Origin of the sequence: Streptomyces sp. BF23-19, assembly GCF_041106355.1 — a bacterium.
Taxonomy (GTDB): Bacteria; Actinomycetota; Actinomycetes; order Streptomycetales; family Streptomycetaceae; genus Streptomyces; species Streptomyces virginiae_A.
This window is the reverse complement of record NZ_JBGBPT010000020.1, coordinates 56147-80997: the sequence shown is the minus strand read 5'-3', so window position 1 is coordinate 80997 and position 24851 is coordinate 56147. Positions and strand designations below refer to the sequence as shown.

General features: G+C 70.2%; 23 protein-coding genes. 11 read left to right on the top strand and 12 right to left on the bottom strand.

Annotated features, from left to right (window positions below; all coding sequences use genetic code 11):
• Positions 1 to 202 precede the first annotated feature (202 nt).
• The gene (locus tag AB8A24_RS14290) at positions 203 to 739 is read left to right on the top strand and encodes a phosphatase PAP2 family protein (protein ID WP_369475904.1); all 537 of its coding nucleotides are present in this window, start codon (positions 203 to 205) and stop codon (positions 737 to 739) included.
• Here the strand turns inward: AB8A24_RS14290 and AB8A24_RS14285 are convergent.
• The 8 genes from AB8A24_RS14285 to AB8A24_RS14250 all read right to left on the bottom strand — a co-directional run bounded on the left by AB8A24_RS14285 (position 705) and on the right by AB8A24_RS14250 (position 10541).
• Positions 705 to 2510, bottom strand: a complete 1806-nt coding sequence (locus AB8A24_RS14285; protein WP_369475902.1) for a chitinase — start codon at positions 2508 to 2510, stop codon at positions 705 to 707. The genes AB8A24_RS14290 and AB8A24_RS14285 overlap by 35 nt on opposite strands.
• A gap of 70 nt (positions 2511 to 2580) precedes the next feature.
• Positions 2581 to 3045: a hypothetical protein gene (locus tag AB8A24_RS14280; RefSeq protein WP_328961441.1), complete on the bottom strand. Its 465-nt coding sequence runs from the start codon at positions 3043 to 3045 to the stop codon at positions 2581 to 2583.
• A 183-nt stretch (positions 3046 to 3228) separates the two neighbouring features.
• Positions 3229 to 4647, bottom strand: coding sequence for an FAD-dependent oxidoreductase (locus AB8A24_RS14275; protein WP_328961442.1), 1419 nt, complete (start codon positions 4645 to 4647; stop codon positions 3229 to 3231).
• A 42-nt stretch (positions 4648 to 4689) separates the two neighbouring features.
• A complete protein-coding gene (locus tag AB8A24_RS14270) occupies positions 4690 to 5496 on the bottom strand; it encodes an ABC transporter permease (protein ID WP_030718627.1) in 807 nt (268 codons plus the stop codon).
• On the bottom strand, positions 5496 to 6425 hold the full coding sequence (locus tag AB8A24_RS14265; protein WP_328961443.1) for an ABC transporter permease: 930 nt from the start codon (positions 6423 to 6425) through the stop codon (positions 5496 to 5498). The genes AB8A24_RS14270 and AB8A24_RS14265 overlap by 1 nt, the downstream gene beginning before the upstream one ends.
• Positions 6422 to 7570 carry an ABC transporter ATP-binding protein gene (locus AB8A24_RS14260; protein WP_328961444.1) on the bottom strand — a complete coding sequence of 383 codons (1149 nt, stop codon included), beginning with the start codon at positions 7568 to 7570 and terminating at the stop codon, positions 6422 to 6424. The genes AB8A24_RS14265 and AB8A24_RS14260 overlap by 4 nt, the downstream gene beginning before the upstream one ends.
• Positions 7571 to 7703: 133 nt before the next feature.
• Positions 7704 to 8954, bottom strand: a complete 1251-nt coding sequence (locus tag AB8A24_RS14255) for a spermidine/putrescine ABC transporter substrate-binding protein (RefSeq protein ID WP_328961445.1) — start codon at positions 8952 to 8954, stop codon at positions 7704 to 7706.
• Positions 8955 to 9023: 69 nt separating this feature from the next.
• Entirely contained in the window at positions 9024 to 10541 is a 1518-nt protein-coding gene (locus tag AB8A24_RS14250; RefSeq protein ID WP_369475898.1) for a gamma-aminobutyraldehyde dehydrogenase, read from the bottom strand.
• Positions 10542 to 10735: 194 nt separating this feature from the next.
• Here AB8A24_RS14250 and AB8A24_RS14245 point away from each other — a divergent pair, with 194 nt between their 5' ends.
• From AB8A24_RS14245 to AB8A24_RS14235, 3 genes are all read left to right on the top strand, one after another.
• Positions 10736 to 11290, top strand: coding sequence for an NADAR family protein (locus tag AB8A24_RS14245; protein ID WP_369475896.1), 555 nt, complete (start codon positions 10736 to 10738; stop codon positions 11288 to 11290).
• Complete coding sequence (locus tag AB8A24_RS14240) at positions 11287 to 11700, top strand: NUDIX domain-containing protein (RefSeq protein ID WP_328961448.1); 414 nt, start codon at positions 11287 to 11289, stop codon at positions 11698 to 11700. The genes AB8A24_RS14245 and AB8A24_RS14240 overlap by 4 nt, the downstream gene beginning before the upstream one ends.
• 485 nt (positions 11701 to 12185) lie before the next feature.
• On the top strand, positions 12186 to 13775 hold the full coding sequence (locus AB8A24_RS14235) for a TROVE domain-containing protein (protein ID WP_369475894.1): 1590 nt from the start codon (positions 12186 to 12188) through the stop codon (positions 13773 to 13775).
• Positions 13776 to 13785: 10 nt separating this feature from the next.
• Here the strand turns inward: AB8A24_RS14235 and AB8A24_RS14230 are convergent, their stop codons facing one another.
• Positions 13786 to 14508, bottom strand: coding sequence for a DUF4190 domain-containing protein (locus AB8A24_RS14230; RefSeq protein ID WP_369475893.1), 723 nt, complete (start codon positions 14506 to 14508; stop codon positions 13786 to 13788).
• Positions 14509 to 14618: 110 nt separating this feature from the next.
• Between AB8A24_RS14230 and AB8A24_RS14225 the strand changes: the two genes are divergently transcribed.
• The 5 genes from AB8A24_RS14225 to AB8A24_RS14205 all read left to right on the top strand — a co-directional run bounded on the left by AB8A24_RS14225 (position 14619) and on the right by AB8A24_RS14205 (position 19542).
• Positions 14619 to 15644 carry an adenosine deaminase gene (locus tag AB8A24_RS14225; protein ID WP_369475891.1) on the top strand — a complete coding sequence of 342 codons (1026 nt, stop codon included), beginning with the start codon at positions 14619 to 14621 and terminating at the stop codon, positions 15642 to 15644.
• A 36-nt stretch (positions 15645 to 15680) separates the two neighbouring features.
• A complete protein-coding gene (locus AB8A24_RS14220; RefSeq protein ID WP_328961451.1) occupies positions 15681 to 16370 on the top strand; it encodes a glycerophosphodiester phosphodiesterase in 690 nt (229 codons plus the stop codon).
• Positions 16371 to 16456: 86 nt separating this feature from the next.
• A complete protein-coding gene (locus AB8A24_RS14215; RefSeq protein WP_369475927.1) occupies positions 16457 to 17533 on the top strand; it encodes a sensor histidine kinase in 1077 nt (358 codons plus the stop codon).
• Complete coding sequence (locus AB8A24_RS14210; RefSeq protein WP_266482170.1) at positions 17530 to 18207, top strand: response regulator transcription factor; 678 nt, start codon at positions 17530 to 17532, stop codon at positions 18205 to 18207. Before AB8A24_RS14215 ends, AB8A24_RS14210 begins: the two co-directional genes overlap by 4 nt.
• 147 nt (positions 18208 to 18354) lie before the next feature.
• On the top strand, positions 18355 to 19542 hold the full coding sequence (locus AB8A24_RS14205) for a serine hydrolase domain-containing protein (protein WP_369475888.1): 1188 nt from the start codon (positions 18355 to 18357) through the stop codon (positions 19540 to 19542).
• A gap of 3 nt (positions 19543 to 19545) precedes the next feature.
• On the opposite strand, the gene AB8A24_RS14200 is transcribed toward AB8A24_RS14205, so the two are convergent.
• From AB8A24_RS14200 to AB8A24_RS14190, 3 genes are all read right to left on the bottom strand, one after another.
• The gene (locus AB8A24_RS14200) at positions 19546 to 20010 is read right to left on the bottom strand and encodes a hypothetical protein (RefSeq protein ID WP_030718595.1); all 465 of its coding nucleotides are present in this window, start codon (positions 20008 to 20010) and stop codon (positions 19546 to 19548) included.
• Positions 20011 to 20088: 78 nt separating this feature from the next.
• Entirely contained in the window at positions 20089 to 21267 is a 1179-nt protein-coding gene (locus tag AB8A24_RS14195) for a spermidine/putrescine ABC transporter substrate-binding protein (RefSeq protein ID WP_369475886.1), read from the bottom strand.
• A gap of 92 nt (positions 21268 to 21359) precedes the next feature.
• On the bottom strand, positions 21360 to 22799 hold the full coding sequence (locus AB8A24_RS14190; protein WP_328961454.1) for a gamma-aminobutyraldehyde dehydrogenase: 1440 nt from the start codon (positions 22797 to 22799) through the stop codon (positions 21360 to 21362).
• Between the two features lie 169 nt (positions 22800 to 22968).
• Between AB8A24_RS14190 and AB8A24_RS14185 the strand changes: the two genes are divergently transcribed.
• Positions 22969 to 23472 carry an Lrp/AsnC family transcriptional regulator gene (locus AB8A24_RS14185; RefSeq protein ID WP_007266859.1) on the top strand — a complete coding sequence of 168 codons (504 nt, stop codon included), beginning with the start codon at positions 22969 to 22971 and terminating at the stop codon, positions 23470 to 23472.
• 3 nt (positions 23473 to 23475) lie between these two features.
• Positions 23476 to 24837, top strand: a complete 1362-nt coding sequence (locus tag AB8A24_RS14180) for an aspartate aminotransferase family protein (RefSeq protein ID WP_030718578.1) — start codon at positions 23476 to 23478, stop codon at positions 24835 to 24837.
• Positions 24838 to 24851 lie beyond the last annotated feature (14 nt).

Genomic DNA, 24851 nt, shown 5'->3' with positions numbered 1-24851 from the left:
GCTTCCCCAGCACCGTACTGGGCATGCGTTCGCGCACACTCCTCACCGATCGGACAGCCGTTCGCCCCAAACCCCCCGGGGCGCTCGGCAACCCGGTCCGGGCGGCCGTCCCGGAACCATCCCCCCTGTTCCGGGACGGCCGGCCACTCCTCTCCTGATCGCCGCGGTCTGCGGCCTCCTCTTCTCCCTGGTCACCTGGCAGGTGCTGGTCTCCGGCCCGCTGCTGACCCCGGACCACGCGCTGAGCCGCGCCCTGGTGCGCACGCTCCCGGACTCCGTCACCGAGCGCCTCTCGGACCTCGGCAACATCCCGATCGCCGTACCCGTCCTCGTCCTGGCCATGGCCTACGCCGCCCGGCGCGGGCGGGCCCTGGCCGCCGGGGCCGCGGGCCTGGCGATGGCCCTGGTGCCGGCGCTGGTCATCCCGTTCAAGGAGTGGACCGCCCGGCCCGGCCCGCTGGAGCCCTGGGCCGCCGGCTACTTCCCCTCGGGCCACACGGCCACCGCGGCCGTCGCCTACCTCGGCGCGGCCCTGCTCCTGCGCCCGTACACCCGCCGGGCATGGCCGACGGCCCCCGCCCTGGTCCTCACGGGGGCGACGGCCGTCGGCCTGGTCCTGCGGGGGTGGCACTGGCCGCTGGACGTCCTGGCCAGCCTGCTGATGTGCACGCCCCTGCTGCTCGGTGTGGCCTGGGCCGACCGGGTCAGCCGCCGAAGTAGGCGTCGAAGTTCCGGCTGAACTCCCAGCCGCCGAAGCGGTCCCAGTTGATCGACCAGGTCATCAGGCCGCGCAGGCCCGGCCAGGTGCCGTGGGGCTGGTAGGTCCCGCAGTCGGTCTTCCTCGTCAGGCAGTTGAGCGCCTTGGTCACCTCCGCGGGCGAGGTGTGGCCGTTGCCCGCGTTGGTCGTGGCCGGCAGGCCGATGGCGACCTGGTCCGGGCGCAGGGCCGGGAAGACCCGCGCGGTGTTCCCGGCGACCGGGAAGCCGGTGAGCAGCATGTCGGTCATCGCGATGTGGAAGTCCGCGCCGCCCATGGAGTGGTACCGGTCGTCGAGGCCCATGATCGAGCCCGAGTTGTAGTCCTGGACGTGGAGCAGGGTGAGGTCGTCGCGCAGGGCGTGGATGACCGGGAGGTACGCGCCGGCGCGCGGGTCCTGGCCGCCCCAGGGGCCGGATCCGTAGTACTGGTAGCCCAGCTGGACGAAGAAGGTCTCCGGGGCCATGGTCAGGACGAAGTCCGGGCCGTACTTGGCCTTCAGGGTCTTCACGGCCGAGATGAGGTTCACGACCACCGGGGTGGTGGGCGCCCGGAAGTCGGTGTCCCCGGTGGCCAGGGACAGGGAGTGGCCCTCGAAGTCGATGTCCAGGCCGTTGAGGCCGTACTCGTCGATGATCTTGCTGACGGAGGAGACGAAGGTGTCCCGGGCGGCCGTGCTCGCGAGTTGGACCTGGCCGTTCTGGCCGCCGATCGAGATCAGCACTTTCTTGCCGGCGGCCTGCTTGGCCTTGACGGCCGCCTTGAACTCGGCCTCGGATTCGACGTTCGGGCATTCCGCGACCGGGCAGAGCCGGAAGCGGATGTCGCCCGAGGTCACCGAAGTGGGTTCACCGAAGGCCAGGTTGATGACGTCCCAGGAGGCGGGCACGTCGGCCATGCGGACGTAGCCGGAGCCGTTGGCGAAGCTCGCGTGCAGGTAGCCGACGAGCGCGTGCGCGGGCAGGCCACCGCCGTCGCCTCCACCGCCACCGGGCGTGGTCGCGGTGGCGGGCGCGCTCTGCGGGGAGGTGCCCGCCGCGTTCACCGCGCTGACCCGGAAGGTGTAGGTGATGGCCGCGGTGAGGCCGGCCACGGCCGCCGAGGCGGCGGTGACGGACAGCGGGGCGGCGCCGTCCCGGTGGACGGTGTACGAGGTGGCGCCCGGCACCGCCGACCAGGTCAGCGCGACCGAGGTCGACGAGGTGGCGGAGGCGGTCAGGCCGGTGGGGGCGGCCGGGAGCTGGGGTTGGCCGGGACCGCCGGGGTCCGGGCCGACCAGGGTGAGGTCGTCGGTGAGGTGGGCGGGTTGGCCGTACCAGCCGTGGGTGTAGACGGTCACCGAGGTGGTGGACGGGCCGGTGCGGAAGGTGGTCGTCAGCTGCTTCCACGCTCCGGGCGTCTGCGTCCAGGTCGACACGTCGGTGGTGCCGGTGCCGCTCGCGCCGAGGTAGACGTACGCGCCCTGCACCCATGCGCCGAGCGTGTACGCCGAGTCGGGCTCGACGGTGACGGTCTGGGAGCAGCGGGCGTTGTCCTGGCCGGCCGGGGTGGCCCGCAGGGCGGAACTTCCGCCGTGGACGGGCGTGGTGACGACGGCTCCGCTGCCGCCGGAGCAGCTCCAGCCGTCGAGTCCGGCCTCGAAGCCGCCGTTGCGTACGAGGTCGGCGTCGGCCGCCGCGGCGGGCGGGCCCGCGGCGAGGAAGCCGGCCACCGCGAGGGCGGCGGCCGTAAGGAGGGGTAGGGCTCTGCGCACAACTGCCTCCGGGGCATGGGGGGATGGAGGGGGTCAGCGGCGCCCAAGATGGTCCAGACCAATACCCTTGTCAAGACTTCCGGCCTCCATGCGTCAGCACGCACGCGGCCGCCTCGTGCATCGCGAGCTCCAGCACGGCCGGGTCGGTGAGCGTCCCCTCGCCGTCCGGGAGTTCCAGCCAGCGGACCCCGCCGGTCGCCCGACCGGGATACGGGACCACGATCCAGCTCCCGCGCCCGGCGCCCCGTACACCGGTGCCGAGCCACCGGGACGCCGTGCCGGCGGGCACGAAGAAGCCCAGCCGGGAGTGGCCGAAATCGGCGAGCACCGGGCCGGGCCGGTCGAGGATCAGGCGGAGCACGTCGAGGGTGGGCCGCCCCAGCTCCCCGGGCAGGATCAGTACGTCCCAGCGGCGGCCGGCGGGCAGCAGGGCGACCCCGAGGGGGTTGCGCTCCCACTCCCACCGGCAGGCGTCCGGATCCGGCGCCACCGATACCAGCCATTCCACCGCCGTCTTGGCCCCCGGAATCGTCATCGCCCGGCCTCCGTTCCCTGTAGGTGAGGGGTTCTCACCGGGAGAGAGCGGAGCCGGGCGCGGGTATGACGCGGGTTTCGTTACTCCATAGTAGTGAATCGGGTCACACGGTGACGGGCGGTTCGCGCCGGGGGCGCGCCCGGCATGATCGGCAGGACACCCCCTGGATCCGAAAGAGACTGCCTAGCTGTCGAAGCCGAGGCCGAGCTTGTCCATCACCTTGAGCCACAGGTTCCGGTGGCCGCCCCGGGCGTCCGCGCGGGCCAGCGACCACTTGGTGAGCGCGATCCCGGTCCAGGCGAACGGCTCGGGCGGGAACGGCATCGGCTTGGACTTCACCATCTCCAGCCGCGTGCGCTCGGTGGAGAGCCCGTCCAGGAGGTCGAGCATCACCTCCGCCCCGAACCGGGTGGCCCCCACGCCGAGCCCGGTGTAGCCGGCCGCGTAGGCGACCTTCCCCGAGTGCGCCGTGCCGAAGAAGGCGGAGAAGCGCGAGCAGGTGTCGATCGCGCCGCCCCAGGCGTGACTGAACTTCAGGCCCTCCAGCTGCGGGAAGGCGGTGAAGAAGTGCTCCGCGAGCTTGAGGTAGGTCTCGGGGCGATGGTCGTACTCGGAGTCGAGCTTCCCCCGGTAGGGGTAGATCGCGTCGTAGCCGCCCCACAGGATCCGGTTGTCGCGGGTGATCCGGAAGTAGTGGAACTGGTTGGCGCTGTCACCGAGACCCTGCCGCCGCTTCCAGCCGATCGCGGCCAGCTGGGCCTCGTCGAGCGGCTCGCTCATGAGCGCGTAGTCGTAGACCGGGACGGTGAACGGGCGGACCCGACGGACCAGCGAGGGGAAGATGTTCGTGCCGAGGGCGACCCGGCGCGCGAGGATCGTGCCGTAGGGGGTCGTCACGGTCATCCCGGAGCCGGCCGCGGCCAGCTTCAGGCCTCGGGTGTTCTCGTAGATCCGCACCCCGAGCTCCAGGCAGGCCCGCTTGAGGCCCCAGGCCAGCTTCGCCGGGTTGAGCATGGCGACGCCGTCGCGGTCCCAGAGGCCCGCGAGGAAGGTCGGCGAGTCGACCTCGGCGCGCACCGCCTCGCCGTCCAGCCACTCGGAGCCGTCGGCGAGGCCCAGGCGCATTGCCTCCTCGTGCAGTTCGCGCAGTTCCTCGACCTGGTGCGGTTCGGTGGCGACGTCGATCTCGCCGGTCCGCTCGAAGTCGCAGTCGATGCCGTAGCGGGCGACGGCCTCCTCGATGGCGTCGAGGTTGCGGGCGCCCATCTCCTCCAGCTCGGCCAGCTCGCCGGGCCAGCGGGCCATGCCGTTGCCGAGGCCGTGGGTGAGGGAGGCGGCGCAGAATCCGCCGTTGCGGCCGGAGGCGGCCCAGCCCGCCTCCTTGCTCTCGATCAGTACGACGTCCCGCCCGGGGTCGCGCTCCTTGGCGATCAGCGCGGTCCACAGTCCGCTGTAGCCGGCGCCGATGACCAGCAGGTCGCAGCGCTCGTCGGAGGTCAGCGCCGGCTCGGGGGCCGGCTTGCCGGGGTCGTCCAGCCAGTACGAGACCGGCTTCGCTTCGGAAAGGGATTTCGCAACACTACGCATGGCGACTGGGGCCATGTCTTCCAACTCCCTACGGAACTGATGACGTGCTTTCCCGAATTACTTCGGTTGTGCCTTCTTGCGGCGGTTGCCGACCATCTGGCCGGCCAGGACCACCAGCACCGCGATGACGAACATCGCCGTACCGATGACGTTGATCTGCACGGGCGTACCGCGCTGGGCCGAGCCCCACACGAACATGGGGAAGGTGACGGTGTTGCCCGAGTTGAAGTTGGTGATGATGAAGTCGTCGAAGGAGAGCGCGAAGGAGAGCAGCGCGCCCGCCGCGATACCGGGCGCCGCGATCGGCAGGGTGACCCGTACGAAGGTCTGCACCGGGCCGGCGTAGAGGTCGCGGGCGGCCTCCTCCAACCGCGGGTCCATGGACAGGACACGCGCCTTGACGGCGGCGACGACGAAGCTGAGGCAGAACATGATGTGGGCTATCAGGATCGTCCAGAAGCCCAGCTGGATGCCCATGTTGAGGAAGAGCGCGAGCAGCGAGGCCGCCATCACGATCTCGGGCATGGCCATGGGCAGGAAGATCAGCGAGTTGACCGCGCCGCGCGCCCGGAAGCGGTAGCGCACGAGCGCGAAGGCGATCGCGGTGCCCAGGGCGGTCGCGACGAGGGTGGACCACAGCGCGATCTGGAGCGAGAGGGACAGCGACCCGCACATGTCGGCGACCCCGCAGGGGTCCTTCCACGCGTCGAGGGAGAACTCCTGCCAGGCGTAGTTGAACCGCCCGGTGGGGTTGTTGAAGGAGAAGACGGTGACGACGACGTTCGGCAGGATCATGTACGCGAGCGTGCCGAGGCCCGCGATGACGACCAGGTTGCGCCGGAGCCAGGTGAGGGGATTGCGCATCAGACCAGGTCCTCCGTCCCCGCTCGGCGGATGTAGATGGTGACCATGATCAGCACGATCGCCATGAGAATGAAGGACAGCGCGGCCGCCGTCGGGTAGTCGAGGATCCGCAGGTACTGCGACTGGATGACGTTGCCGATCATCCGGGTGTCCGTGGACCCGAGCAGTTCGGCGTTCACGTAGTCGCCGCTCGCCGGGATGAAGGTGAGCAGGGTTCCGGAGACCACGCCCGGCATCGAGAGCGGGAAGGTCACCTTCCGGAAGACCGTGGCGGGGCGGGCGTACAGGTCCCCGGCCGCCTCGTGGAGGCGGGTGTCGATGCGCTCCAGCGAGGAGTACAGCGGCAGGATCATGAAGGGGAGGAAGTTGTACGTCAGACCGCAGACCACCGCGAGCGGCGTGGCCAGTACCCGGTCCCCCTCGGTCATGCCGAGCCAGCTGGTGACGTCGAGGAAGCCGACGCTGTTGAGGACGGCGACCACCGGGCCGCCGTCGGCCAGGATCGTCTTCCAGGCGAGGGTGCGGATCAGGAAGCTGGTGAAGAACGGGGCGATGACCAGGACCAGCAGCAGGTTGCGCCAGCGGCCCGCCTTGAAGGCGATCAGGTAGGCCAGCGGGTACCCGAGCAGCAGGCACAGCGCGGTCGCGGTGCCCGCGTAGAGCAGGGAGCGCAGGAACTGCGGGTAGTACTCGGTGAAGGCGTCCCAGTAGGTCCCGAAGTGCCAGGTGACCTGGAAGCCCTCTTCGAGGGAGCCGGTCTGCACCGAGGTGGAGGCCTGGTAGATCATCGGCAGCACGAAGAAGACCAGCAGCCACAGGATGCCGGGGAGCAGCAGCCAGTACGGGATCAGCCGCTTGCGCAGGGACGGCTTGTGCACCGGGGGCTCGGTGGGGGCGGGCGCCTGGGGCGGCGCCGCGGTGGTCGTCATGCGCTCTCCTCCACCGTCTCGATGCCCGCGTCGATGTCCTGGGCCGCGTCGAGGCCGAAGGTGTGCTCCGGGTTCCAGTGCAGGATCACCTCGGCGCCCGGTATGAGGCGGGAGTCCCGCTCTATGTTCTGGGCGTACACCTCCAGCTCGGGACAGACCTGGCTGTCGATGACGTACTGGGTGGAGACGCCGATGAAGGAGGAGTCGGCGATCCTGCCGGTGATCGTGTTCCGGCCGGCCGCGATGGTGTGCTCCTCGTCGGCGTGGACCAGGGAGATCTTCTCCGGGCGCACCCCGACCAGGAGCTTTCCGCCCGCACGGGGGGTGGTCGCGCAGCGGGCGGCGGGCAGCCGGAGTTTCGTGCCGGAGGCGGAGACGACCACCTCGGAGCCCGCGGAGTCCACCGAGGCCTCGATGAGGTTCGAGGTGCCGAGGAAGTTGGCGACGAAGGTGGTGCCCGGGTTCTCGTACAGCTCGGCGGGGGCGCCCAGCTGCTCGACGCGGCCGCCGTTCATCACGGCGACCGTGTCGGCCATGGTCATGGCCTCCTCCTGGTCGTGCGTGACGTGCACGAAGGTGATGCCGACCTCGGTCTGGATCCGCTTGAGCTCCAGCTGCATCTGGCGGCGCAGCTTGAGGTCGAGGGCGCCGAGCGGCTCGTCGAGGAGCAGCACCTGCGGGTGGTTGATCAGGGCGCGGGCGACGGCGACGCGCTGCTGCTGGCCGCCGGAGAGCTGGTGCGGCTTGCGCTGGGCGAACTGGCCGAGCTGGACCAGCTCCAGCATGTCGTCCACCTGCTTCTTGACCGACTTCACGCCGCGGCGGCGCAGCCCGAAGGCGACGTTCTCGAAGATGCTCAGGTGCGGGAAGAGCGCGTAGCTCTGGAAGACCGTGTTGACCGGGCGCTTGTACGGCTGCAGGTCGGTGACGTCCCGGTCGCCGAGGTGCACGGTGCCGGTGGAGGGTTCCTCCAGGCCGGCGATCATGCGCAGGGTGGTGGTCTTCCCGCAGCCGGAGGCGCCGAGCAGGGCGAAGAAGGAGCCCTGGGGGATGGTGAGATCCAGCGGGTGCACGGCGGTGAAGGTGCCGTAGTGCTTGCTGATCCCGGAGAGGCGGACGTCGCCGCCCGCGGTCTTGTCAGTCATGGATGGTCCCGGGGTTGGGTGGGGCAAGGGGGCGAAGGCTCGGCGGAGCCGGTCGGGCGGGCCGCGCCGCCGCCGGACGGATCCGGCGGTCGGGGTCGCGGTCCGGCGGGATCGGCTCGCCGCAAGGCGTGCGTCAGGCGCCGATGAGCTTGGCGAACTTCTCCTCGTACGCCGTCTCTTCCTCGCTGGTGAGGGAACGGAAGGCGTGGGCCTTGGCGGCCATCGCCTTGTCCGGGACGATCAGGGGGTTGTCCGCGAGCTCGGGATCGATCTTGGCCAGTTCGTCCTTGACGCCCTCGACCGGGCAGACGTAGCTGATGTACGCGGCCAGCTGGGCGGCGATCTCGGGCTCGTAGTAGAAGTCGATCAGCTTCTCCGCGTTGGCCTTGTGCCGGGCCTTGGCGGGGACCAGCAGGTTGTCGCTGGAGGTGATGTATCCGGGGGCGGGGATGGCGTACTTGATGTCCGGGTTGCCGGCCTGGAGCTGGATGATGTCCCCGGCCCAGGCGAGGCAGGCGGCGAGGTCGCCCTTGTCCAGGTCGGACGTGTAGTCGTTGCCGGTGAAGCGGCGGATCTGGTTCTTGTCCACGCCCTTCTGGAGCCGGCCGATGGCCTCGTCGAAGTCGGCGGTGGTGAAGGTCGCCGGGTCCTTGCCCTGGTCGAGCAGGGTCATGCCGACGCTGTCGCGCATCTCGGTGAGGAAGCCGACGCGGCCCTTGAGGGAGGGGTCGTCGAGCAGCTGGGTGACGGAGTCGACCTTCTTGCCGCCGGTCGCCTTCTCGTTGTACGCGATGACGGTGTCGATGCCGGTCCAGGGGTAGCTGTAGGACCGTCCCGGGTCCCAGTCGGGGGTGCGGAACTGCGGGATCAGGTTGGCGTAGGCGTGCGGGAGGTGTGCGGGGTCCAGCTTCTGTGCCCAGCCGAGGCGGATGATGCGGGCGGCGAGCCAGTCGGTGACGACGATCAGGTCGCGGCCGGTGTCCTGACCGGCCGCGAGCTGGGGGCGGATCTTGCCGAAGAACTCGACGTTGTCGTTGATGTCCTCGGTGTACTTGACCTTGATGCCGGTCCGCTTGGTGAACTCCTCCAGTGTGGGACGGCTCTTCTCGTCCTCGCTGGTGTCCATGTACTCGGTCCAGTTGGAGAAGTTGATCTCCTTCTCCTGGGCCGAGTGGTCGTCGGAGGCCACGGCGGCGTCGCCCTCACGTTTGGCGGGCGGGATCCCGCACCCGGTGAGGGCGGACAGCCCTCCGAGGGTGAGCGCTCCGACTCCGGAGGCGCGCAGCAACGAGCGGCGGGTGAGGGCGCCACGCCCGCTGGTGAGGCTGCGCCGCATCGCGGCGAGTTGCGCCGCCGAGAGGCGGTCGGGCTCGAACTGCTCCATGCGCTGTGCCCTTTCGGGAGGTGTACCGCTGGTCAGGCGGTGGGCCCACGCGGCGATAGCCGCAGATGGTTACGGACGGTCCCCGAAGATCGTGCGGTGCCAGTCCTTCTCGGCCACCGCGGTGTTGTCGTACATCACGTGCTTGACCTGCGTGTACTCCTCGAAGGAGTAGGTCGACATGTCCTTTCCGAAGCCGCTGGCCTTGTAGCCCCCGTGGGGCATCTCGCTGATGATCGGAATGTGGTCGTTGATCCAGACGCAGCCCGCCTTGATCTCGCGGGTGGCCCGGTTCGCCCGATAGAGGTCACGGCTCCAGGCGGAGGCCGCGAGTCCGTACGGGGTGTCGTTGGCCAGCGCGATGCCCTCGTCGTCGGTGTCGAAGGGCAGGACGACGAGGACCGGACCGAAGATCTCGGACTGGACGACCTCGCTGTCCTGGGCCGCGCCGGCGATGAGGGTGGGCCGGTAGTACGCGCCCTCGGCCAGGTCGCCGGCCGGGATCTCGCCGCCGGTGACGACGGTGGCGTAGCCGCGGGCCCGGTCGACGAAGGCGGCGACCCGGTCGCGCTGGGCGTGCGAGACCAGCGGGCCGAGGTCGGTGGTGGGCGCGAAGGGGTCGCCGAGGCGGACGCTCTCCATCAGCTCGGCCACCCGGGCGACGAAGGCGTCGTGCAGAGGGCGCTGGACGTAGGCACGGGTGGCGGCCGTGCAGTCCTGGCCGGTGTTGATGAGGGAGGCGGCGACGGCGCCGTGCGCGGCGGCCTCCAGGTCGGCGTCGTCGAAGACGAGGAAGGGGGCCTTGCCGCCGAGCTCCAGGTGGAGCCGCTTGACGGTGGCGGTGGCGATCTCGGCGACCCGCTTGCCGACGGCGGTGGAGCCGGTGAAGGAGGTCATCACCACGTCGGGGTGGCCCACCAGGTGCTCTCCGGCTTCGCGGCCGGCGCCGGTGACGATGTTGATCACGCCGTCGGGCAGGCCCGCGTCCTTGGCCGCCTGCGCGAACATCAAGGAGGTCAGCGGGGTCAGCTCGGCGGGCTTGAGGACGATCGTGTTGCCCGCGGCGATCGCCGGAAGGATCTTCCAGGCGGCCATCTGGAGCGGATAGTTCCAGGGCGCGATCGAGCCGACGACCCCGATGGCCTCGCGGCGTACGTAGGAGGTGTGGTCGCCCGAGTACTCGGCGGCCGCCTGACCCTGGAGGTGGCGGGCCGCGCCCGCGAAGAAGGCGGTGTTGTCGATGGTCCCCGGTACGTCGAACTCCGTGGACAGCTTGATCGGCTTGCCGCACTGCAGGGACTCGGCGTACGCGAAGTCCTCCGCCTGCTCGGCCAGTACGGCGGCCAGCTTGTGCAGGGCGTCCGAACGCTCGCCGGGGGTGGCGCCGGACCAGCCCGGGAAGGCCCTCTTGGCGGCGGCGACGGCCTCGTCGACGTCCGCGGTGCTCGCGAGCTCGTAGGTCAGGGCCTCGTCGCCGGTCGCCGGATCGATCACGGTGTGTGACTGTCCGGAGGTGCCGGGCCTCAGGTGCCCGTCGATGTACTGCGCGCCGTCTGCGAAGCGGTCTTTGACCTGGAAGCGGTTGCCCATAACGCTCTCACGCTCTCCGTAGCTACAGTTCGAGCTACAGCTCGAATTGAGTGCCGATCCTGGCAGAGGTGATGCCCTCGGCCAAGTGATTCCGTTGTTGCTCTTTGATTACGCGACGGAATCGGTCGACCATGTGTCGAGGCACACCGAAAATCCCGTACGAAGTGTCAGTGGCGACTGCCAGACTCGCGTGCATGGAAATGATCGACGAACTGATCAAGCAGGTCAGCCGTGGTGAGCGGGTGAAGTACCTGCCGTTCTGGGGGCACCGCCCGCAGCCGGACGGCAGGCTCGGTCCCAGCTGCCTGAGCCAGTGGTGGCCCGCTTCTTTCACTGTCGGTGACGTCCGGTATGCGACCGCGGAGCACTGGATGATGGCCGGCAAGGCCCGGCTCTTCGGCGACGCCGAGGCGGAGCGGGCGGCGGTGGAGGCGGAGAGCCCGGCCCAGGCGAAGAAGGTCGGGCGCCTCGTGCGCGGCTTCGACAACGCGATATGGGAGCGCGAGCGGTTCGCCCTGGTGGTGGAGGGCAGCGTGCACAAGTTCGGCTCCGACCCGGCCCTGAGCGGGTACCTGCTGGGCACCGGGAACCGGGTGCTGGTGGAGGCGAGCCCCATGGACCGGATCTGGGGCATCGGGCTGGCGGCCGACGACGAGCGCACGCTGGACCCGGCGCGCTGGCGCGGGCTGAACCTGCTGGGCTTCGCGCTGATGGAGGCCCGGGAACAGCTCCGGCAGGGTCTGGCATGACGGAGCGGCGCCGGGTCGCCGCCGTGATCGTCCGGGACGGCTGCGTGCTGATGGTCCGCGAGCGCGGCCTGGGGCGGACGGGGCGGCACGACGGGCCGGAGTACTGGACGCTGCCGGGCGGCGGCCTGGAAACGGGCGAGGAGCCCGAGGACGCGGTCCGGCGGGAGGTCGCCGAGGAGACCGGCCTGCGCGCCCTGGAAGTGCGGTACGCGTACGAAGCGCCCTACCCGTCGGGCCGGACCTCGTGCTTCCGCGTGGAGGTCGAGCCCGGCGAGCCGGTCCTCGGCGTCGACGCGGACCTCACGTGCGACTGCCCGCGGATGGTGGGGCTCATCTGGGTCCCGCTGTCGCGGGGCGCCGTCGAGGGCCAGGTCATGGTGGCGACACTGCTGTCGGCGGCGGAGGTCTGAGGCACGGGCCCGCACGGGAAGTATTGCGTGGCGGGCGCCGCGGGTGGTGCCCTACCGTGATGCCCGTCCAGGTGCGCAGACGAGACCTACTTCGACTGCCGCGGGTTCGAATCCCGTCGCCGGCTCCGGCCGGTGTAGCTCAGCCGGTAGAGCACCGCGTGGTTTCGCCGACTCCGATCTCTGGACACCTACGTCACGCACCTCCCGGTGCGCAGGCTGCGGCTCCTTCTTCCACAAAGAACCCAGGCCGCCGCCATCTTGATCTCGGGAGGCCCGCGTGGGGGATGCCCGGTGCGCAGGCGACGGTTACTTCTGGGGACCCGGAGGTCGTGGGTTCGAATCCCACCCGGCTCGTCACCCGCAAGGGAACGGGCCGGTGGAGCAGCCAGGTAGCTCGTCGGGCATAAAGTCCGCCGCCGACTCCCGATCTCGGGCATCCCTCACGCGACGCCTCCCCCGCTTCCATCGAATTCGGGGGGATTCTCATGTCTCGCTTCAACCTGCGCGCGGCCAAATCGGCGCCCGGCGAGCCCACTTCGCCGGTCCGGTCGGCCGGACCCGCCCGCACCGCTCAGGGCGGCCCGGGCCACCTGCGCGACCCGCGCTCCGAACTGTTCCTGCTCGCCGTCGCCAACTTCGTGACGCAGCGGACCGCGTACGAGAGCGGCGAGGCGCGCGACGACCGGTTCGCGGCGCTCGTGCGCACCCTCGCCGTCGAGGATCCCGCGTGGACGGCCGGTCTGCTGGGCCGGCTCCGCGAGGACGCGAACATGCGGACCGCCTCGCTGGTCGGCGCCGCCGAGTACGTGCGGGCGCGGCTGGAGGCGGGCGCCACCGAGGGGCCTTCGAACCGTCAGGTGGTCGACTCCGTACTGCGGCGCGCGGACGAGCCCGGTGAGCTGCTGGCCTACTGGACGGCGACGTACGGACGCAATGTGCCCAAGCCCGTCAAGCGCGGTATCGCCGACGCGGTACGCCGGCTCTACTGCGCCACCTCGCTCCTGAAGTACGACACCGAGTCCAAGGCCTACCGCTTCGGTGACGTCCTCAACCTCGTGCACGCCTCTCCCGACCCGGCCAAGCCGTGGCAGGGCGAGCTGTTCCGCCACGCCCTCGACCGCAGGCACAATCCGCAGGACGCGCGGGTCCCGGCGGGCAGCCGCACCCTGGTCGCCCACCGGGCGTTGATGGAGCTGCCGGTCGCCGAACGACGTGCCGTGGTCCTCGCCCCGGACGGGGCCGAGCGGCTCGCTGCGGCGGGCATGACCTGGGAGTCGCTGGCCGGCTGGCTGCGGGGGCCGATGGACGCGGCCGCCTGGGAGGCGGTCATCCCGTCCATGGGTGCGATGGCGTTGCTGCGCAACCTGCGCAACTTCGACCGGGCGGAGGTCTCGGACGCGGTGGCCGCGCAGGTCGCGGGGAGGATCTCCGACCCGGAGGTCGTCGCCCGGTCCCGGCAGTTCCCCTTCCGCTATCTGGCCGCCTATCAGCACGCGTCCTCGCTGCGTTGGTCGTATCCGCTGGAGCAGGCGCTCGGCCACTCGCTGTCCAACGTACCGGCGCTGCCGGGCCGGACGCTGGTCCTCGTCGACCGGTCCGGGTCGATGTGGTCCCGGCTGTCGGACCGCTCCGAGCTCAACCGGGCGGACGCCGCGGCCGTCTTCGGTACGGCGCTGGCGTTGCGGGCCGAGCAGGCCGATCTGGTGCAGTTCGGTACGTCCAGCGAGGCGGTCCGGTACCACCGCGGCGAGTCGGTGCTCAAGGTGCTGGAGCGGTTCGGGGACCTCGGCGGGACCTATACGGCCAAGGCGGTGAAGGAGCACTACGACGGTCACGACCGGGTGTTGATCGTCACGGACGAGCAGGTCGCCGCGTGGGGCCACGGCGGCGATCCGACCGCCGAGGTGCCGGCCTCGGTTCCGGTCTACACCTGGAACCTGGCCGGTCACCGGGTCGGGCACGCGCCCTCCGGTACCGCGAACCGGCACACCTTCGGCGGGCTCACCGACGGAGCCTTCCGCATGGTGTCCCTGATCGAGTCCGGCCGTGCCGCCGACTGGCCGTGGGCCTCCTGAGACGGCCCGGTCAGACCTTCTCGCGCACCTGGGAGTTGTCGTAGGGGCTTTCATAGGGCGAGTCGTCTCCCGACCCCCGCTCCATGAAGCCCGCGAACACGATCGCGACCATCACGGCGCCCAGCACGATGCCGATCGCGCCCAGGATGATGCCGGCGAGCGCCATCCCGCCGTTGTCCGCCTCGCCGCGGCGCGCCTTGCCGCGGCCCAGGACGCCGAAGACGACGGCCGCTATGCCGAGCGCCAGCGCGAAGAAGCTCGTGATGCAGCCGACGACCGCGAGGATCCCGAGGACGAGCGCCGCGACGCCGAAGCCGTTGCTGCGCTGCACCCCGTAGGGCGGATACGCACCCTGGCCGGGGTACCCCTGGTATCCCGGATATCCGGGGTATCCGGGGTATCCGGGGTATCCGGGATATCCCTGCTGTCCGGACTGCGCGGGGTATCCCGCGTCGCCGGGGAACCCGTAGCCGGGCTGGGCCGGGTACCCGTACGCCGCGGACGCGGGTGGTCCGGTCATCGGGGGCGGGGTCGGCGTCGGTATCTGGGCCGGGGCCTGGGCGGACGGGGGGAACTGGTCGCCCGGCATCCCGGCGAGCGTCGGCTGATCGTGCACGGACGGCGGGCCAGACACGCCCGGTGTGCCCTGCCCGCCCTGCGACTTGCCCAGCTCGACCGCCGGCCGCTCCAGCGGCGCCCACGGGTCTCGCGGCTCGGGACTGCTGTCGGTCATACGGCGCCCCCCTCTCGTACAGCCATGCTAAGCGCTGCCACCGACAGTCACGGGCGTGCCTACGATGAATCCCGACCCGCCCGCACCAGCGTCCTCCCGGAGGCACCCGCATGACCGACCTGCACCCCTTCATCGCGGGGCTGCCCAAGGCCGAACTCCACGTCCACCACGTCGGCTCGGCATCCCCGCGCATCGTGGCCGAGCTCGCCTCCCGGCACCCCGACTCGAAGGTCCCCACCGACCCCGAGGCCATCGCCGACTACTTCACCTTCACCGACTTCGCGCACTTCATCGAGGTCTACCTGTCGGTGGTCGACCTGGTCCGCACCCCGGACGACGTGCGCACCCTCACCTTCGAAGTCGCCCGCGACATGGCCCGGCAGAACATCCGCTACGCCGAGCTGACCATCACCCCGTACTCCTCCACCCGTCGCGGCATCGACGAGAAGGCCTTCATGGAGGCCATCGAGGACGCCCGCCGGGCGGCCGAGACCGAACTCGGCGTCATCCTGCGCTGGTGCTTCGACATCCCCGGCGAGGCCGGCCTGGAGGCAGCCGCCGAGACCGCCCGGCTCGCCGTCGACCTGCGCCCCGAGGGCCTGGTCTCCTTCGGCCTCGGCGGCCCCGAGATCGGCGTCCCGCGCCCGCAGTTCAAGCCGTACTTCGACGCCGCCCGCGCCGCCGGTCTGCGCAGCGTCCCGCACGCCGGCGAGACCACCGGCCCCGAGACGATCTGGGACGCCATCCGCGACCTCGGCGCCGAGCGCATCGGCCACGGCACCAGCGCCACCCAGGACCCGGAGCTGCTCGCGTACCTCGCCGAGCACCGGATCGCGCTGGAGGTCTGCCCGACCTCCAACATCGCCACCCGCGCGGTGACCGACCTCGACCTGCACCCGGTCAAGGAGATGGTCGCGGCGGGCGTGCTCGTCACCATCAACAGCGACGACCCGCCGATGTTCGGCTCCGACCTCAACAACGAGTACGCGGTGGCCGCCCGCCTCCTCGACCTCGACGAGCGCGGGCTCGCGCAGCTCGCCAAGAACGCCGTCGAGGCCTCCTTCCTGGACCCGGCCGGCAAGGCGAAGCTGACCGCGGAGATCGACACGTACACCGCCGAATGGCTCGCGCGCTGACGCCTCCCCGGCAACTGCGCCCCTGAGAATGGGGACATGAGCACTCTGACTGCCGTCGGCCACCGCGGCGATCCCTACCGTGTCCGTGAGAACACCCTGGCCTCGATCCGGTCCGCGTTCGCGCGCGGGGCGGACGCCGTCGAGATCGACGTACGGCTGACCCGGGACGGGGTGCCGGTCCTGCTCCACGACGACACGCTCCAGCGGTTGTGGGGCCACGACGTACGCCTCGACGACGTCACGGCCCCACAGCTGAAGGGGCTGACGCTGGGCGGAGTCCCCACGCTGCGCGACGCCCTGACGGCCGCCGGGTCGGGCCGGCTGATGCTCGACCTGCCCGGCGCCACACCCGAAGCGGTACGCATCGTCGCGGGCGAGGTCCGCGAGTGCGGGGCGCGCGAGCGCACGTACTACTGCGGGGGCCCGAACACCATGCTGGCGGTCCGCGCCGCCGATCCGGGCGCGGAGATCGCGCTGACCTGGACCTCCCTCTCGCCGCCGCGGCGGGCACTGGTCGACGCCATGGCGCCGCGCTGGCTCAACTACCGCTTCGGGCTGGTGAGCCGGGAGCTGGTGGACGCGCTCCACCGGGACGGCCTGCTGGTGTCGGCCTGGACCGCCGACACCAGGCGGACGATGAAGGGCCTCGTCGCGGCGGGGGTCGACTCGATCACCACGAACCGGCTGGACGCGCTGACGGCCGTACGGGCCGGGCTCGGGCGGTGATACGGGCCCTCGGCGAGCGGGTCCGGAACGCGGATGCCCGCCGGCAGGACCTGGGGCTGACGCTGCTGGTGCAGGCGGCCGTCACGATGCCGTTCGTCGTGCCCCGGTCGCCCGACCTCCCTCCCGTGACCTGGGCCTCGTACGCGATGACCACGGCCGCCGTGCTGCCCTTGATCTGGCGGCGCCGGGCACCGGTGGGCGTACTGGTGGCGATCCTGGTCCTCGGGGGGATCTACAAGGTCACGCTCGACGGGCCGGGCCAGCCGCTGCCGTACGCGGGCCTCATCGCCTTCTACACGGTCGCCCTGCAGTGCGCCCCACGGGTCCGGGCGACCGCGGGACTGGCCAGCGTGGTGGTGGTCGCCCTGTCGGTGGGCTGGGAGACGGGGACGGCGCGGGAGCTGCTGTTCACGCTCTTCGTCTCGGCGGCGGCCTACGCCCTGGGCCGGCTCCAGTACACGCGGCAGGCGTACACGGCGGCCGTGGAGGCGCGCGCCGCCGAACTGGAGCGGGCCAACCGGATCGAGGCGGAGCAGGCCGCCGCACGCGAACGGGCCAGGATCGCCCGGGAGATGCACGACGTCCTCTCGCACGCGGTCAGCATCATGATCGTGCAGGCGGAGGCCGGTCCGGTGGCCGTGCGCAGGGCGCCGGAGCGGGCCGAGGCCGCCTTCGAGGCGATCGCGGAGACGGGTCGGGACGCGATGGCGCAGCTGCGCGCGATGCTGGGTGTGCTGCGCACCGACGGGGCCGCGCCCCGGAGCCCGCAGCCGGGGATCGCCGGGCTGACGGAGTTGGTGGACCGGGTGCGGGCCGGCGGGCTGCGGGTGTCGTACGAGCGGACGGGCGCGGTGCGCGAGCTGCCGGCCGCTCTGGAGGCGACCGTGCACCGGGTGGTGCAGGAGGCCCTGACCAACGTGGTGCGGCACGCCGGGGCCGCGGCGGCGGACGTGACGCTGGCGTACGGGCCGGGGACGCTCACGGTGACGGTCACGGACGACGGTCGGGGGCCCGGTGGTGCCTCGGGCGGGCACGGGCTGATCGGCATCCGCGAGCGGGCGGCGGCGCACGGCGGAACGGCCGAGTGCGGTCCGGGGCCGGGCGGGGTCGGGTATGCGGTGCGGGTGTCCCTTGTAACCTCGCCGCTGGAGGTGGGGAATTGACGATCCGTGTGGTGGTGGCCGACGACCAGGAGCTGGTGCGCAGCGGGTTCGCGATGATCCTGGACGTCCAGGAGGACATCGAGGTCGTGGCGGAGGTCGGGGACGGGGCGGCGGCGGTCGCGGCGGTGGACCGGCTCGCGCCGGACGTGGCGCTGCTGGACATCCGGATGCCGGTGCTGGACGGGATCGAGGCGTGCCGGGCGATCTCCGCCGGGAGCGCGTGCCGCACGGTGATGCTGACGACCTTCGACTCGGACGAGTACGTGTACGAGGCGTTGCACGCGGGCGCGAGCGGGTTCCTGCTGAAGGACGTGCGGCGGGACGACCTGGTGCACGCGGTACGGGTGGTGGCGGCCGGCGAGTCGCTGCTGGCCCCCTCGGTGGCGCGGCGGCTGATCGAGGAGTACACGGCGGTGACGGGAGCCGCGGCGCGCAACGAGCTGCCGGCGGACCGGCTGGAGGTGCTGACGGCGCGGGAGCGGGAGACCCTGCTGCATCTGGGGCGGGGGCTGTCGAACGCGGAGATAGCGGCGGCGCTGGTGGTGAGCGAGCACACGGTGAAGTCGCATGTGGGGAACGTGCTGGCGAAGCTGGGGCTGCGGGACCGGATCCAGGCGGTGATCTGCGCGTACGAGACGGGCCTGATCGCGGCGGGCACTCCCTCCGGAGAGTGAGGGGACGGCGTGTCGTATCCCTCGCGCCGGTGAGTTGTCGTACCGGTGAAGACCCCTCTCGTAGGTGATCCGCAACGACCCCTCCGAGCTGGAGCATTGAGTTGTCCGGGCCGCTGGTGGCCCGGTGAACTCACAGGGGGATTCGCCATGAAGGCTCGCACGCGCACATTGATCGCCGCCGCTCTGGTTCTGGGCATCGCGTCCGGACCGGTCATCGCGCACGCGGCTCCGGTACCCGTCCCGGCGGGGGCCACGGCGCCCCTCGTCTCCGCCCCGCCGAATGCCGCGGTGCTGGAGCGGGCGATCGCCGGTCTGGGGGCGGAGCACAGGGACGCGACCGCCGCGCTGGTCCGCGTCGGGGGGACGAGCGGTAGCTGGCGGGGCAGTTCCGGTGTGGCGGACATCGTCACGGGACGGGCGGCCGTCGAGGAGGGGAGGTTCCGGGCGGGGTCGGTGACCAAGACCTTCACCGCGGCGGTGGTGCTCCAGCTGGCGGCCGAGGGCCGGGTGGACCTGGACCGGCCGGTCCGGTGGTACCTGCCCGGCACCGTGCCCGATTCCTACGGTGCGGTCACCGTGCGGCAGTTGCTCAACCACACCAGCGGGATACCGGCGGCGGACGGCCCGGGCGACTCGTTCGAGGCGCAGTGGGAGCACCGCTTCGATGTGACCGACCCGCACGACCAGATCGCCGATGCCCTGGCGAAGGAGCGGGAGTTCGCCCCGGGCACGGCTCAGCACTATCTGAACATCAACTACACCGTGCTGGGCGTGCTCGTCGAGAAGGTGACGGGTACCTCGTACGAGGAGGCGGTCGGCCGGCGGATCCTGCGGCCGCTCGGTCTGCGTCAGACCTCCTTCCCGTCCCGGACGCAGACGAGGATCCACGGTCCGCACAACCGTGGGTACCAGGCGATAGCCCGGGCGGACGGCTCCCGGGAGCTGCGGGACGTGACCGAGTGGAACTCCTCGGACCGCTGGGCGGCGGGGGACATCATCTCGACCACGGCGGATCTGGAGCGGTTCACCACGGCTCTGTTCAGCGGGCGGGTCGTGCCGGCGGCCCAGCTGGAAGAGATGTTCACGGTGCCCGCGGTGAAGGACGTCGAGGACGGGAAGCGCGCCACGATGACCGCGGGACTGTCCAGGATCGCCCTGCCGGACGGCACGGTGGTGTGGGGCAAGTCCGGTGGCCGGTACGGGTACAACACCGGCATGGGTGCGACCCGGGACCTGTCCCGCACCTTGGTCTACTCGGTCAACTCCACGAACGCCAAGGGCGAGGACACGAACCCGTTGCCCTTGAACATCCTGCTGGCGGCCTTCGCCGAGTAGGCGTCAAGCGGGCATGGCCTCAAGTCGCTTGATCATGCGGCGGAGCACCAGCAGGGGGATCACCCCGAAGACGCCGAACGACATGTCGATGACGCTCCACCAGAAGGGGATGCCCCGGATCGGGCCGCATATCAGGGCCAGCGGTATCACTCCGGCGCAGGCGATCATGCCGGCTTCGACGATCCAGATGTTGCGTACCGGGTCGCGGTGGACCCCGTAGAAGAAGACGGCGATGACGAGGTGGGCGAAGGCGAGCCAGTCGGTTCCGTAGAGGAGGAAGGGGTAGTCGGCGTCGGCCCGCTCCAGTCCGTCGCCCACCCGTCGCAGCCACTCGTGGTCGATCAGGGCGTTGGCCCAGCGGAGCTCGCTGACCAGGGGGAAGGCTGTGAGGCCGCTGAGCACCAGGCAGATCAGGAACAGGGTCAACCAGGCACGGATCCGCCGCTGAAGGGCGCTTCTCTCGCTCATGGAAGGAAGCCTACGCCTGTTTTTGAACACGTTCATTCAAATTGCTGAACGTGTTCAACACCACCGTCCGACGCTCGGTCAGAGGCCGACGATCGCGTTCCAGCGCTTGGCGAGGGACCGGCGCTCGGCCGAGGAGATGTCCCGGGCCACGACCAGCCGCTTGCGCATGTCGTCGTCCGGGAAGATCAGCGGGTTCTCGGCGAGTTCGGCGGTCTCCTGGTCGTCGGAGGCTGCCAGGACCTCGCGGGCGGCGGGGACGGGGCACACGTAGTTGACGGAGGCGGCGAGGGAGGCTGCCACCTCGGGGGCGTAGTAGTAGTCGATGAGGGCTTCGGCATTGGCCTTGTGCCGGGCCAGGTTGGGGACGAGCAGGCTCTCCGCCCAGAGTTCGGCCCCTTCCTCGGGGACGACGAACTCGATGTCCGGGTTGTCGGCCTGGAGCTGGATGGCGTCACCGGAGTAGGCCTGGCAGGCGAGGACATCGCCCTTGCTCAGATCGGAGGTGTAGTCGTTGCCGGTGAAGCGGCGGATGTGCTTCTTCTTCACCATGTTCTCGACCTGGTCGCACATCCGGTGGAAGTCGGACTCGGTCCAGCGGGTGACGTCCACACCGTTGCCCTGCATCAGCAGGGCGAAGGACTCGTCGAGGCCGGAGAAGAGGGTCACCTTGCCCGCCAGGTCCGGCTGCCACAGGTCCTTGACCGACTTGATCTCCCGGCCCAGGGCCTTGCGGTTGTAGGCGATCCCGGTGATCCCCGACTGCCAGGGCACGGTGTGCAGTCGGCCCTCGTCGAAGGCGGGGGAACGCAGTTGCGGGTCGAGGTGGCGGGTCACGTTGGGCTGGGCCGACCGGTCCAGCTTCTGGGCCCAGCCCAGGTGGACGAAGCGGGCGGCCATCCAGTCGCTGACCACGATCAGGTCGTGGCCGGTCTCCTGCCGGTTCATCAGGGCCGGACTGACCTTGCCGAAGAACTCGTCGTTGTCGTTGATCTCCTCGGTGTACCGGACCTCGATCCCGGTCCGCTCCGAGAAGGCCTCCAGCGTCGGACGGCGCTCCTCGTCCTCCTCGTCGGTGTCGATGTACAGCGGCCAGTTGGAGAAGACGACGCTGCGGTCCCGCTCGGAACGGTCCGGAGCCTCGCGCCCTTCCTCGGGAACGTAGGCGGCGGGCACGCCGCAGCCGGCGAGGGCGGCCGACAGGCCCGCGGCACCGAGGCCGTACAGCGCAGAACGGCGGGAGAAGGCGAGTTCAGGCATGGGCACAGCCTCGGCGAACGCGAGGGGGCGGGCAATAGACATGTTGTCTACTGCCCGCCCCGTCAACGCTGTGCTGTGATCGATGCGGCCGATCAGCCGTCGAGCGAGGTCATCACGTGCTTGATGCGCGTGTAGTCCTCGAAGCCGTAGGCGGAGAGGTCCTTGCCGTAGCCGGACTTCTTGAAGCCACCGTGCGGCATCTCGGCGACGAGCGGGATGTGGGTGTTGATCCACACGCAGCCGAAGTCGAGGTTCTTGGACATCCGCATCGCGCGGCCGTGGTCCTTGGTCCACACGGAGGAGGCGAGGGCGAACTCGACACCGTTCGCGTACTCCAGGGCCTGACCCTCGTTCGTGAAGGACTGGACGGTGATGACGGGGCCGAAGACCTCGTTCTGGATGATCTCGTCGTCCTGCTTGAGGCCGGAGACCACGGTCGGGGCGTAGAAGTAGCCCTTCTCGCCGACCTGGTGGCCACCCGCCTCGACCTTGGCGTGGGCGGGGAGGCGCTCGATGAAGCCCGCGACCTGCTTGAGCTGGTTCGGGTTGTTCAGCGGGCCGTACAGCACGTCCTCGTCGTCCGGCTGACCGGTCTTCGTGTCCGTGGCGGCCTTGGCGAGCGCGGCCACGAACTCGTCGTGGATCGACTCGTGCACGAGCACGCGGGTGGCGGCGGTGCAGTCCTGGCCGGCGTTGAAGTAGCCGGCGACCGCGATGTCCTCGACGGCCTTGGCGATGTCGGCGTCCTCGAAGACCACGACCGGGGCCTTGCCACCGAGCTCCAGGTGGACGCGCTTGACGTCCTTGGAGGCGCTCTCGGCGACCTGCATGCCCGCGCGCACCGAGCCGGTGATGGAGGCCATCGCCGGGGTGGAGTGCTCGACCATGGCCTTGCCGGTCTCGCGGTCACCGCAGATGACGTTGAAGACGCCCTTGGGCAGCACCGAGTCGATGATCTCCGCCATCAGCACGGTGGAGGCCGGGGTGGTGTCCGAGGGCTTGAGCACGACGGTGTTGCCCGCCGCGATGGCCGGGGCGAACTTCCACACGGCCATCATCATCGGGTAGTTCCACGGCGCGACCTGGGCGCAGACGCCGACCGGCTCACGGCGGATGATCGAGGTCATCCCCTCCATGTACTCGCCGGCCGAGCGGCCCTCCAGGAGCCGGGCGGCACCCGCGAAGAAGCGGATCTGGTCCACCATCGGGGGCAGCTCCTCACTGGCCGTGAGGGCCAGCGGCTTGCCGGTGTTCTCCGACTCGGCGGCGACGAGCTCGTCCGCGCGCGCCTCGAAGGCGTCCGCGATCTTCAGCAGGGCCTTCTGGCGCTCCGAGGGGGTGGTGTCGCGCCAGCCCGGGAAGGCGGCCGCGGCAGCGGCCATGGCGGCATCCACATCGGCCTGGCCCGAGAGCGGGGCGGTGGCGTACACCTCGCCGGTGGCGGGGTTGACCACCTCGGTGGTCCGCCCGTCGGCGGCGTCCTTGAACTCCCCGCCGATGTAGTTGCGCAGACGACGCAGTTCGGTGGTCACTACAGCCACACTCCTGATCACATGTCCAACGATTGAGACGTTTACCAAAGCCTAGCCCCTCGGCGGAGGCTTTCGACAGACCCGGACGCCACCACCTACGAAATCAGTGAGATCGGAGTCGTCAAACAACGGATTTCATCGATTCCGTCTTGCGGAACAGACGACCCTCGTGCACAGTGAGGTCGTGGTCAGTCGAAGCGCAGATTCCAGGAACAGACAACCGTCCCCTTCGGTCGATGCTGTGTCCCTGGCGATCATCGAGCAACTGCAGGAGGACGGTCGCCGTCCCTATGCGTCGATCGGCAAGGCCGTGGGCCTCTCCGAGGCGGCCGTGCGCCAGCGGGTGCAGAAACTGCTCGACCAGGGCGTCATGCAGATCGTCGCCGTCACCGACCCGCTCACCGTGGGCCTGCGACGCCAGGCCATGGTCGGCATCAACGTCGAGGGCGACCTCGACCCGGTGGCCGACGCGCTGACCGCCATGGCCGAGTGCGAATACGTGGTCATGACCGCAGGGTCGTTCGACCTGATGGTGGAGATCGTCTGCGAGGACGACGACCACCTGCTCGAAACGATCAACAAGAAGATCCGCACGCTCCCCGGCGTGCGATCAACCGAAAGCTTCGTTTATCTGAAGCTGAAGAAGCAGACCTACATGTGGGGAACTCGATAGCCCGTGAGCCAGGACCTCTCCAAGACCGCGTACGACCACCTGTGGATGCACTTCACCCGCATGTCGTCGTACGAGAACTCCCCCGTCCCCACCATCGTGCGTGGTGAGGGCACCTACATCTGGGACGACAAGGGCAAGCGCTACCTCGACGGGCTCGCCGGCCTCTTCGTGGTCAACGCCGGTCACGGCCGCAAGGAACTGGCCGAGGTCGCCTACAAGCAGGCCCAGGAACTCGCGTTCTTCCCGATCTGGTCGTACGCGCACCCCAAGGCCGTCGAGCTCGCCGAGCGCCTCGCCCACTACGCGCCGGGCGACCTGAACAAGGTCTTCTTCACCACCGGTGGCGGCGAGGCCGTCGAGACCGCGTGGAAGCTCGCCAAGCAGTACTTCAAGCTCCAGGGCAAGCACACCAAGTACAAGGTCATCTCGCGTGCGGTCGCCTACCACGGCACCCCGCAGGGCGCCCTGTCGATCACCGGTCTGCCGGCCCTGAAGGCCCCCTTCGAACCGCTGGTCCCCGGCGCGCACAAGGTGCCGAACACCAACATCTACCGCGCCCCGATCTACGGCGACGACCCCGAGGCCTACGGCCGCTGGTGCGCCGACCAGATCGAGCAGGAGATCCTCTTCGAGGGCGCCGACACCGTCGCCGCCGTCTTCCTGGAGCCGGTGCAGAACGCCGGTGGCTGTTTCCCGCCGCCGCCCGGGTACTTCCAGCGGGTCCGCGAGATCTGCGACGAGTACGACGTCCTGCTCGTCTCCGACGAGACGATCTGTGCGTTCGGCCGTCTGGGCACGATGTTCGCCTGCGACAAGTTCGACTACGTGCCGGACATGATCACCTGCGCCAAGGGCATGACCTCGGGCTACTCCCCGATCGGCGCCTGCATCATCTCGGACCGCCTCGCGGAGCCGTTCTACAAGGGTGACAACACCTTCCTGCACGGCTACACCTTCGGCGGCCACCCGGTCTCCTCCGCCGTCGCGCTGGCCAACCTCGACATCTTCGACAAGGAAGGCCTCAACCAGCACGTGCTGGACAACGAGGGCGCCTTCTTCTCGACGCTGAAGAAGCTGCACGACCTGCCGATCGTCGGCGACGTCCGCGGCAACGGCTACTTCTACGGCATCGAGCTCGTCAAGGACAAGGTCACCAAGGAGTCCTTCACGGACGAGGAGACGGAGCGCGTGCTCTACGGCTTCCTCTCCAAGGCGCTCTTCGAGAACGGCCTCTACTGCCGGGCCGACGACCGCGGTGACCCGGTCATCCAGCTCGCGCCGCCGCTGATCGCCGACCAGGGCACCTTCGACGAGATCGAAGGCATCCTGCGCTCGGTGCTCACCGAGGCGTGGACCAAGCTGTAACCGGGACTTAGACC